This window comes from Xanthobacter autotrophicus, assembly GCF_029991245.1.
Classification (GTDB): domain Bacteria; phylum Pseudomonadota; class Alphaproteobacteria; order Rhizobiales; family Xanthobacteraceae; genus Xanthobacter; species Xanthobacter autotrophicus_C.
On record NZ_JAIVFO010000150.1, the window covers coordinates 1 to 10,790 of the forward strand.

General features: G+C 69.1%; 9 protein-coding genes. 6 read left to right on the forward strand and 3 right to left on the reverse strand.

Going from position 1 to position 10,790, the window contains the following annotated elements; all coding sequences use genetic code 11:
- Nucleotides 1-494: hypothetical protein (locus K9U41_RS19215; protein ID WP_432715830.1), on the reverse strand; the 494-nt coding region annotated here is incomplete at its 3' end.
- Nucleotides 495-869: 375 nt separating this feature from the next.
- Here K9U41_RS19215 and rpmI point away from each other — a divergent pair.
- From rpmI to K9U41_RS19245, 6 genes are all read left to right on the forward strand, one after another.
- Entirely contained in the window at nucleotides 870-1,070 is a 201-nt protein-coding gene (gene rpmI, locus K9U41_RS19220; RefSeq protein WP_149578234.1) for a 50S ribosomal protein L35, read from the forward strand.
- A gap of 30 nt (nucleotides 1,071-1,100) precedes the next feature.
- On the forward strand, nucleotides 1,101-1,463 hold the full coding sequence (gene rplT, locus K9U41_RS19225; protein ID WP_138398293.1) for a 50S ribosomal protein L20: 363 nt from the start codon (nucleotides 1,101-1,103) through the stop codon (nucleotides 1,461-1,463).
- Nucleotides 1,464-1,654: 191 nt separating this feature from the next.
- The gene (gene pheS / locus K9U41_RS19230; RefSeq protein WP_282642474.1) at nucleotides 1,655-2,764 is read left to right on the forward strand and encodes a phenylalanine--tRNA ligase subunit alpha; all 1,110 of its coding nucleotides are present in this window, start codon (nucleotides 1,655-1,657) and stop codon (nucleotides 2,762-2,764) included.
- A 12-nt stretch (nucleotides 2,765-2,776) separates the two neighbouring features.
- Complete coding sequence (gene pheT, locus K9U41_RS19235; protein ID WP_282642475.1) at nucleotides 2,777-5,191, forward strand: phenylalanine--tRNA ligase subunit beta; 2,415 nt, start codon at nucleotides 2,777-2,779, stop codon at nucleotides 5,189-5,191.
- A 259-nt stretch (nucleotides 5,192-5,450) separates the two neighbouring features.
- The gene (locus K9U41_RS19240) at nucleotides 5,451-6,950 is read left to right on the forward strand and encodes a phosphomannomutase/phosphoglucomutase (RefSeq protein ID WP_282642476.1); all 1,500 of its coding nucleotides are present in this window, start codon (nucleotides 5,451-5,453) and stop codon (nucleotides 6,948-6,950) included.
- A gap of 140 nt (nucleotides 6,951-7,090) precedes the next feature.
- Nucleotides 7,091-8,314, forward strand: a complete 1,224-nt coding sequence (locus K9U41_RS19245) for a TIGR03862 family flavoprotein (RefSeq protein ID WP_282642477.1) — start codon at nucleotides 7,091-7,093, stop codon at nucleotides 8,312-8,314.
- Between the two features lie 231 nt (nucleotides 8,315-8,545).
- Here the strand turns inward: K9U41_RS19245 and K9U41_RS19250 are convergent, their stop codons facing one another.
- The gene (locus K9U41_RS19250) at nucleotides 8,546-9,103 is read right to left on the reverse strand and encodes a DUF924 family protein (RefSeq protein WP_282642478.1); all 558 of its coding nucleotides are present in this window, start codon (nucleotides 9,101-9,103) and stop codon (nucleotides 8,546-8,548) included.
- On the reverse strand, nucleotides 9,103-10,290 hold the full coding sequence (locus tag K9U41_RS19255) for a CobW family GTP-binding protein (RefSeq protein ID WP_282642479.1): 1,188 nt from the start codon (nucleotides 10,288-10,290) through the stop codon (nucleotides 9,103-9,105). Before K9U41_RS19255 ends, K9U41_RS19250 begins: the two co-directional genes overlap by 1 nt.
- Between the last annotated feature and the right edge of the window lie 500 nt (nucleotides 10,291-10,790).

A 10,790-nucleotide genomic window follows, 5' to 3' on the forward strand; every position in this document is an offset into this window, starting at 1 on the left:
CCCGGACCCCATGCGCCCGGCGGCGGGCGCCAGCCCGGATGGCCCCAGCCCGGTCCACCGCCAGGACCCCAGCCCGGACGTCCCGGACCCCAGCCCGGCCGCACGGGACCCGGCCCCCAGCCCGGACGATAGCCGCCCACATAGCGCGGACCGCCGACCCGCGGCGCCACATAGCGCGCACCCCCATAGCGAGGACCGCCCATGTAGCGGGCGCCGCCGCCATAGCGCGGTCCCACCATCCGCGGACCCGCCATCCGCGGTGCCCCGCTGAAGCGGGCACCACCCATACGGGGACCACCCATGCGGGGACCACCCATGCGCGCGCCACCACCGCGATAGCCGCCGCCGCCGCGGTAGCCGACGATATCCGCCGTCGCAGCGGCGCCCTGCATGTCGCTGTTCACGAGACCGAGGCGCAGCGCCTGCGCGCTGACAGGGCTTGCGGAAAACGAGAGCATGCTGCCGGCGACCATGGCGGCCGCGAACAGTGCCACTCTTTTTGTTCCGAACATGATACTCACTCCCTTTACGCGATACAGGCTCGGCTGAATTTGTGTCGTTTGTTTCGCCGGATCGTCGACAACCTACGGCGACAACGCGGCGAAGGTGTTGCCGTTGCTCAAATTCGGCACTTCCGCGTTCAAGCCTGCGTGACAGTGCGGCACACCAATTCCACCGCGCCGCAGCACCCGCCCGCGGCCACGGGGCCGGCCGGCGCTTGCCTTTCCCGTCTTCCTCCTGTAACGACTTCCGCCTTCGAGCCGGCCGGCGAACAAGGGCTGCCGCGCTGGCTCATATCGCTCAACAGCAACAAGAGGCTGAGCGTTCCCCGCCGCAAGGCGTGGCGAACCCATGCCACGGAGAGCCAAATGCCCAAGATGAAGACCAAGTCGGGAGCCAAGAAACGCTTCCGCCTGACGGGTACGGGAAAAGTGATCGCGGCCCAGGCCGGCAAGCGCCATGGCATGATCAAGCGGACCAACAGCCAGATCCGCAACCAGCGCGGCACCACGATCCTGAGCGAGAGCGACGGCCGCGTGATCCGCAAGTCGTTCCTGCCGAACGGCTGACGCCGCACCGCGATCTGAAGGAGTTTTTCCATGGCCCGCGTCAAACGTGGCGTTACATCACACGCCAAGCACAAGAAGGTCTTTGAAGCCGCCAAGGGCTTTTACGGCCGTCGCAAGAATACCATCCGCGCTGCGAAGTCCGCCGTCGAACGGTCGATGCAGTATGCCTACCGCGACCGCAAGGTTAAGAAGCGCAACTTCCGTGCGCTCTGGATCCAGCGCATCAACGCCGGTGTGCGCGCGCTCGATCTCGACCTGACCTATTCGCGCTTTATCAACGGTCTCGACAAGGCCGGGATCGAGGTCGACCGCAAGGTGCTTTCGGATATCGCCATCCACGAGCCCGACGCGTTCAAGGCCCTGGTGGAAAAGGCCAAGGCCGCGCTGGCCTGAGCTTCCGCGCGGGCCTGAGCTTCCGCTCCGGCCCGAGCTTTCCGCCCGTCTTTGCGAGACCTTCAAGAGCCCCGTGCGGTCATCCGTCCGGGGCTTTTGCGTTTGGGCGGCCCCCGTCTATAAGCGGCGCAACCGTCCGGGCGCCGCGCCCGACCGACCCGCGGGCGGTCCAGAACTTCAAGAGCATCCACATGTCCGACACCGACGTGACCGACCAGAGCGCCATCGCGGACCTGGAGCAAGACATCGCGAGCGCCATCATGCGCGCCGAGGATGAGGCCAGCCTCGAAGAGGTGCGCATCGCCGCCCTCGGCAAGAAGGGCTCGGTCTCGGAGCTGCTCAAGTCGCTGGGCGCCATGAGCCCGGACGAGCGCAAGGTGATGGGCCCGGCCATCAACGGCCTGCGCGACCGGGTCACCGGCCTCATCACCCATCGCCGCTCGGCGCTGAAGACCAAGGCCCTGGAAGCCCGCCTCGCCACCGAAAAGGTGGATGTGACCCTGCCGGTCCGCGAGGCCGCCGCCGAGACCGGGCGCGTCCACCCCATCGCCCAGGTGATGGAGGAACTGACCGCCATCTTCGCCGACATGGGCTTCTCGGTGGCCGAGGGCCCGGACATCGAGGACGATTTCCACAATTTCACCGCGTTGAACTTCCCCCCCGGCCATCCGGCGCGGGAGATGCACGACACCTTCTTCCTGCCCCCCGGCGCGGACGGGCAGCGCAAGGTGCTGCGCACCCACACCTCCCCGGTGCAGGTGCGCACCATGCAGACCAAGACGCCGCCCATCCGCGTCATCTGCCCCGGCCGCACCTATCGCTGCGACAGCGACCAGACCCACACCCCCATGTTCCACCAGGTGGAGGGGCTGGTGATCGACAAGGGCGCGCACCTCGGCCACCTGAAGTGGATCCTGGAAGAATTCTGCAAGTCCTTCTTCGAGGTGGAGGGCGTGAAGATGCGCTTCCGACCGTCCTTCTTCCCCTTCACCGAGCCATCCATGGAAGTCGACATCCAGTGCGACCGCTCCCGCCCCGGCGAGATCCGCTTCGGCGAGGGCTCGGACTGGCTGGAGATCCTCGGCTGCGGCATGGTGCATCCCAACGTGCTGCGCAATTGCGGGCTCGACCCGGACGAATACCAGGGCTTTGCCTGGGGCATGGGCATCGACCGCATCGCCATGCTGAAATACGGCATGAGCGACCTGCGCGCCTTCTTCGAGGCCGACGTGCGCTGGCTCTCCCACTACGGCTTCCGCCCGCTGGATTTCCCGACCCTCGCAGGCGGCCTGAGCGCGTAAGGAGCAGGACCCATGAAATTCACCTTCTCCTGGCTCCAGGACCACCTTGAGCCCACCGCCTCCTTCGACGCCATCGTCGAGCGCCTGTCCCTCATCGGCCTGGAGGTCGAGGGGGTGGAGGACAAGGCCAGGCAGCTCGCGCCCTTCGTGGTGGGCGAGGTGCTGACCGCCGAGAAGCATCCCAACGCCGACAAGCTGAAGGTCTGCACCGTCTCCATCGGGAAAGGCGAGCCCATCCAGGTGGTGTGCGGCGCGCCCAATGCGCGGGCGGGGCTGAAGACCGTGTTCGCGGCGCCGGGCACGGTCATTCCCACCTCCGGGCTGGAGCTGAAGATCGGCAAGATCCGCGACGTGGAAAGCCGCGGCATGCTGTGCTCGGCCCGCGAGCTGGGCCTGTCGGAAGAGCATGACGGCATCCTGGAGCTGCCGGAGGACGCCACCCCCGGCGCGCCCTTCGCCGAAGTGCTGGGCCTCAACGATCCGGTGGTGGAAATCGCCGTGACCCCCAACCGCGCCGACTGCCTCGGCGTCGCGGGCGTGGCGCGGGATCTTGCCGCCGCCGGCCTCGGCGAGCTGATGGCGCCGAAGGTGAAGCCGGTGGACGGCACCTTCCCCGCGCCGCTTGGCGTGACGCTGGAATTCGGCGAGAGCAGCTCGCTCTGCCCCGCCTTCGCGCTACGGGTGGTGAAGGGCGTGAAGAACGGCCCCTCGCCGCAATGGATGCAGGACCGCCTGCGCGCCATCGGCCTGCGCCCCATCAACGCGCTGGTGGACGTCACCAATTTCATGACGTTCGACCGCAACCGCCCGCTCCATGTGTTCGACCTCGCCAAGGTGAAGGGCAATCTGGTGGTGCGCCGGGGCCGGCCGGGCGAGACCCTCAAGGCGCTGGACGGCAAGACCTACGCGCTGGATGAGACCATGTGCGTCATCGCCGACGAGAACGGGGTGGAGAGCCTTGCCGGCATCATGGGCGGGGAAGCCTCCGGCTGCGACGAGACCACCACCAACGTGGTGATCGAATCCGCCCTGTGGGATGCCATCACCATCGCCCAGACCGGGCGCAAGCTTTCTATCAATTCCGATGCCCGCTTCCGCTTCGAGCGCGGCGTGGACCCGGCCTTCACCCTGCCGGGGCTGGAACTCGCCACCCATCTCATTCAGGAGATCTGCGGCGGTGAGGCATCCGAGGTGGTGCTGGCCGGCGTCATTCCGGACACCACCCGCACGATTCCATTCCCGCTGTCCGAGGTGAAGCGCCTCGCCGGGCTGGAGGCCTCCGAGCAGGAAGTCCGCGACGTGCTGGAGGCCCTGGGCTTCGCCATCTCCGGCGCCGCGCCGGTGCTCGAGGTGGTGCCGCCCTCCTGGCGCGGCGACATCGAGGGCAAGGCGGACCTGGTGGAAGAGGTGGTGCGCATCCTCGGCCTCGACCGTGTGCCCGCCACCGAGCTGCCGCGCGGGGAGGATGCCCGCAAGGCGGTGCTGACCCCGCTCCAGCTGCGCAGCCGCAAGGCCCGCCGGGCGCTGGCGGCGCGGGGCATGGTGGAGGCCGTCACCTGGTCCTTCGTCTCGCAGGAGGCGGCCAGGCTGTTCGGCGGCGGCGCGAGCGAGTTGGCGCTGTCCAACCCCATCGCCGCTGAGCTGTCGGACATGCGGCCGAGCCTGTTGCCCGGCCTCATCAAGGCGGCGGGGACCAATGCGGCGCGCGGCTTTGCCGACGTGGCGCTGTTCGAGGTGGGCCAGATCTTCCTGGACGACACCCCCACCGGCCAGCGTCAGGCGGCCACGGGCCTGCGGCGCGGCACGGCCAAGCCCTCGGGCGCCGGACGCCACTGGTCCGGCACCGCCGGTGCGGTGGACGTGTTCGACGCCAAGGCCGATGCCACTGCGGCGCTCGCCGCCTGCGGGGCGCCGGTGGCCAACCTCCAGGTCACCACCGATGCGCCGGGCTGGTACCATCCCGGCCGCTCGGGCACGCTGCGGCTCGGCTCCAACGCCATGGCCCATTTCGGCGAGATCCATCCCGCCGTGCTGGAGGCGCTGGACGTGAGCGGACCGCTGGTGGCGTTCGAGATCATCCTCGACAAGATCCCCGAGCCCAAGGCCAAGGCGACGCGGGTGAAGCCCAGCCTCGACCTCTCCGCCTTCCAGGCGGTGAAGCGCGACTTCGCCTTCGTGGTGGGCCGCGAGGTGGCGGCGGCGGACATATTGAAGGCCGCCCAAGGCGCCGACAAGAAGCTCGTCACCGCCGTGGGCCTGTTCGACCTCTATGAGGGCAAGGGCATCGACCCCGACAAGAAGTCGGTGGCGGTGGAGGTCACCCTCCAGCCGCGCGAGCGCACCTTGACCGACAAGGAGATCGAGGAGGTGGCGGGCCGCATCGTCGCGGAAGTCACCAAGAAGACCGGCGCCACCCTGCGGGCCTGACCCGTACTCCGACCCCATTCGCGGCGGCGCTTATGCTGCACCGCCGCGAATGCAATTTGCGAAAGGGTGCGGAAGGAGCCGAGGTCCCGCCCCGAAAGTCGCGCCTCGGTCTGCCGAAAGACCGATTTAGTTATTATAATACCGTTTATATGCTACTTTTTGCCGTCACCGGAGCTATTCTCAAGCTCGGAGCGTTCGTTCAGTCACGAAACCGTGCTATCTCGCAGCTGCGAAATTTCAGCCCGCAGGAGCTGTCTGCATGTTCCCCACGCCCAAGCCGGTCCTGACCCCCAACACCTATGCGTACGAATCCGAGCCCATGGTGAAGCCGACCGGCTTCCGGGAGTATGACGCGCGCTGGTTGTTCCAGAAGGAAATCAACCTGATGGGCGTGCAGGCGCTGGGCATGGGCCTCGGCACCCTGATGCACGAGATGGGCGTGAAGCCGGAGATCGTCACCGGCCACGATTTCCGCAGCTATTCCTCTTCCATCAAGCTGGCGCTGGTCTCCGGCCTCATGGCGGCGGGCATCAAGGTGCACGACATCGGCCTCGCCATGTCGCCCATGGCCTATTTCGCCCAGTTCGCCCTCGACGTGCCGGCGGTGGCCATGGTGACCGCCTCCCACAACGACAACGGCTGGACCGGCGTGAAGATGGGCGTCAACCGCCCCCTCACCTTCGGCCCCGACGAGATGACGAAGCTCAAGGAGATCGTCCTCGGCGCCAAGTTCGACCTGAAGGGCGGCGGCTCCTACGTGTTCGTGGAGAACTTCCCCGAGGTCTACATCAAGGACCTCACCGACCGGCCCAAGCTGAAGACCCCCATCAAGGCGGTGGTGGCCTGCGGCAACGGCACCGCCGGCGCCTTCGCCCCGAAGATCCTGGAGGCGCTGGGCGTCGAGGTGGTGCCGCTCGACGTCGAGCTGGACCACACCTTCCCCAAGTACAATCCGAACCCCGAGGACATGGAGATGCTCCATGCCATGCGGGACGCGGTGCTGGAACACAAGGCGGACGTGGCGCTGGGCTTCGACGGCGACGGCGACCGCTGCGGCGTGGTGGACAATACCGGCGAGGAGATCTTCGCCGACAAGGTGGGCGTGCTGCTCGCCCGCGACCTCGCCAAGATCTACCCCAACCCCACCTTCGTGGTGGACGTGAAGTCCACCGGACTGTTCGCCACCGACCCCGAGCTGATCAAGCTCGGCGTGAAGGCGGACTACTGGAAGACCGGCCATTCCTACATGAAGCGCCGGGTGAACGAGACCGGCGCCCTCGTGGGCTTCGAGAAGAGCGGCCATTATTTCTTCAACAAGCCCATCGGCCGCGGCTATGACGACGGCCTCGTCTCCGCCATCGCCGTGCTCGACATGCTGGACCGCAACCCCGGCCGGAAGCTCTCCGACCTGCGCGAGGCCCTGCCCAAGACCTGGTCCTCGCCCACCATGTCGCCCCACTGCACCGACGAGGCCAAGTACGGCATCGTCGCCAAGGTGGTGGAGCATTACGAGAAGCTCGCCGCCGAAGGCGCCCTCGTCACCGGCCAGAAGATCCGCGACCTCGTGACGGTGAACGGCGTGCGCGTCACCTGCGAGGACGGCTCCTGGGGCCTGGTGCGCGCCTCCTCCAACAAGCCCGAGCTTGTGGTGGTGGTGGAAAGCCCGGTGTCCGACGCCCGCATGCGCGAGATGTTCAAGGAAATCGACGGCGTGCTGCGCACCTTCCCGGACGTGGGCGAATACAACCAGACCATCTGAGCCGGGCGGCCCGCCGCCTCTTTTTCGGCGCGCGGGTGCTTTAGCTCTGCAAGTCTTCGACCCTCCGCCGTCGTCCGGCGGAGGGTTTCTCGTTTCAGGGCCCGCCCCACCCCGGGCGGCCCCTGGCATAAGGCAACAGATTGACCCTCGACGCGCCTTTCATCGCCATCGTCGGCGCCGGCCCGGCGGGCCTCGCCGCGGCGGAGATCCTGTCTGCCGTCGGCGCGCGCGTCGGCGTCTATGACCGCATGCCGTCGGTCGCCCGCAAATTCCTCATGGCCGGGCGCGGCGGGCTCAACCTGACCCATTCGGAGCCGCTTCCGCGCTTCCTGAACCGCTATGGCGCGGCCGAGGGCCGCCTCGCCCCCGCGCTGGAGGCGTTCCCCCCGGACGCCCTGCGCCAATGGGCCCTGGATCTGGGCGAGGAGACCTTCGTCGGCTCCAGCGGACGGGTGTTCCCCCTGAGCTTCAAGGCCTCGCCTTTGCTGCGCGCCTGGCTGGCGCGGCTCACGGCGCAGGGCGTCAGCTTCCACCTGCGCCACGCCTTCCGGGGCTGGAGCCCGTCGGGCGCGATCCTGTTCGACACGCCCGAAGGACCTTCGGAAGTGACGGCGGATGCCGTCCTTCTGGCGCTAGGCGGCGCCTCCTGGCCGCGCCTGGGCTCGGACGGGGGATGGGTGGAGGGACTGCGGGCCTTGGGTGTTTCGGTGAACGCGCTGGCCCCCTCCAACATGGGCGTCACCATCGGCTGGTCGGAGGTGTTCCGCACCCGCTTCGCCGGCACGCCGCTGAAGCGCATCGCCGTGCGCTTCGGCAAGACCCTCGTGCGCGGCGAAGCGGTGGTGACGGCCACGGGACTGGAGGGCGGCGCCATCTATGCCCTCTCCACGGACCTGCGCCGGGCTTTAGGCCATCGCTCCATCACCCTGCATCTGGACCTGCGGCCGGACGTGGACGAAAAGGCCCTCGCCGCCCGGCTCGCCACCGCTCCGCAGAAGGCCTCCTTCTCCACCGTGCTGGGCAAGACTGGCGGCCTTGCCCCGGTGGCGGCGAACCTCGTGCGCGAGGTCACCGGCCCGGTCCGGCCGGACGCGCAGGCCCTCGCCGCCCTCATCAAGGCGCTGCCGCTGGAAGTGACCGGCCATGCCGGGCTGGAGCGCGCCATCTCCACCGCCGGCGGCATCGCCTGGAGCCATGTGGGCGACGACTACGCCCTCGCCGACCTGCCCGCCCACCTGCCCCCGGTGTTCGCGGCCGGCGAGATGCTGGATTGGGAAGCCCCCACGGGCGGCTATCTGCTGCAGGCCTGCTTCTCCACCGGCCGCGCGGCGGCGGCGGGCATCAAGGCGCGGCTGAATTTTTGACGAGAGCCGCCGCCCCCCTCTGCCGCGTGCGGGCCCTCTGCGAAAGTCACCTTCGGCCGGGTCAAAGAAGCCGGTCCCCCTCTCCCCTTGCGGGAGAGGGCCGGGGTGAGGGGTGTGCTGCGGTCCTGAGCAGGCAGGCGTTCCTGGTGGCACCGCCCCCTCACCCCCATCTCCTCTCCCGCAAGGGGAGAGGAGATGACGGCCGCTCTGCGCCACCTCGGCCCCCTGCCCTCACCCGCTGAAGCCGCCCCCATCCAGATAGGCCTGCTCCTCCGCTGACATGGCGCGGCCGAGGATGGGGTTGCGGTGAGGAAAGCGGCCGAAGCGGTCGATGATTTCCTTGTGGACCTGGGCGAAGGCCAGTCCCTCCTCCTGCCCCAGCGCGCGGTAGAGGTCCACGCCGCGCGCCTGCGCGGCCCTGTCCTCCGCATGCATGAAGGGCAGGTAGAAGAAGCTGTGCAGCCCCGGCGCGATCTGCGGCGCCCCGTCAAAACCCCGCGCCACCGCCCGCTCGGCGGCGGCCAGCGCGCGGGCGTCGGTGGCGAAGGCGCGCGGGGTGCCGCGGAAGACGTTGCGCGGCACCTGATCCATCAGGATGATCCATGCCAGCGCCCCCTCGGGCGTCTCCTGCCAATCGTCGAGCGCGCCGGCCACGGCGGCCTCATGGGCCGGCAGCAAAGCGGCGCGCACCTCGTCGTCGAAAGCCGCGCCGCCGCCGAACCACTTTTCCCGCCCGGCCGCCAGCCAGAAGGCGAGCACATCCGCCGCTGTCATAGCTTCAGGCGTCATCACCGCAGCCCCGGCGGCGCGAGGGGATTGTCGGTGAGCGCCGCGCGGTCGGGCGTATCCACCTGCGGCACGCCGAGGAAGGCGTTGAACAGGCGGGCAATGACCTTGGGGTCGAGGTCGCGCACGATCATGACCAGCCGGGTGCGATGGTCCTCGTCCGGCCAGGCGGGCAGGCGCGCGGGCGGGTGCATCACATGCTGCACGGCGTGGATCACGATGGGCGCGTCCGGCTCCTCCGCCACCTTCACGATGCCCTTCATGCGCAGCACGTTGCCGCCATGGGTGGCGCGCAGCAGCTCCAGGAACAGGTCGAGGGTGGACGCCGGAATGGCGGCGTCGGTGGCCAAAGTGAAGGCGCGGATGCGGGCATCGTGGCGGTTGGGGTCGAGATTTGCGCCATCCGGCTCCGCCGCCGCCACATCCTCCGCCGCGAGCCAGCGGGCCACGTCCGGCGCCTTGCCGGCGGTCCCATAGAGCCCGGCGCCGAGGAGCGCGGCGGCCTCTGCCTCCCCCGCCGCCGAGTCCAGCAGCCGGGCGCCGGGGGCGAGGCTTTTCAGCCGCAGCTTCAGGGCCTCCAGCTGCGGGCGGTCCGCGTCCGCCACGAGGTCGGTCTTGGTGAGGACGATGCGGTCGGCCATGGCCGCCTGCTTCACCGCCTCCTCATGGGCATCCAGGGTGGCGTCGGCATTCACCGCGTCCACCACGCAGACGAGGCCGTCGAGGCGGTAGCGCAGGCCGAGATAGGGGTGGGTCATCAGGGTGTGGATCACCGGCGCCGGATCGGCGAGGCCCGTGGTCTCGATGATGACGCGGGCAAACGGCGGAAGGCGGTCGTTGTCGCGGCCGCGCAGCAGGTCCTCCAGCGCCGCCACGAGGTCGCCCCGCACGGTGCAGCACAGGCAGCCGGAGGCGAGCATGACGATGCCCTCCTCCACCGGCCGCACGAACAGGTGGTCCAGCCCCACCTCGCCGAACTCATTGATGAGCACGGCGGTATCGGCCAGGCCCGGATCGGCCAGCAGCGCATTGAGCAGGGTGGTCTTGCCGGCGCCGAGGAAGCCGGTCAGCACGGTGACGGGAATGGGCTCCGGCGGCCCGCGACGGGGCGCGGGGGCGGTGTCGGCCGGCGCGGCTTGGGCCGGCGCCGGTTGGACAGGCGCGTTTTGGGCGGGCACGTTGCCCGGCATGGCGATGTCTCCACAGGACGAAGGGGAAGTCTCTTCCCCTGCCTCCATCAGCCGGCGCGCCGGGTCAAGGGTAATGGATGTCCGGCGCCCGGGTCGCGGTCGCACGTAGGGCCTGCCGGCGTGCCGGAGCTCTGCGAAAGCGCCTTGAGCGGCCGTTCTCCCCTTCCCCTTGCGGGAGCAGGGGTGGGGGTGAGGGGTCCCCACCACGAGAAAAACGCCTGTCCGCCGAGGAGGTCGCACGCCCCCTCACCCCGGCCCTCTCCCGCCGGGGGAGAGGGGGCCACCGTGCTTCTTTTCAAACTGAGACACGACCCAATGGCCCGTCAGCTTGACGCATGGGCCATCGATCAGGCCCACGTGCGGGCGTTTGGGCCTGACCCACCCGGCCTAAACCACCCGGCATCGGCCGAAAACCGGGGCCGACGGGACCAGTCGCGCGGGAGGCAAACCTCCGGCACGCCTTCCACCCACACCACCCGGCCCAGCTTCCGCCTCAGGTG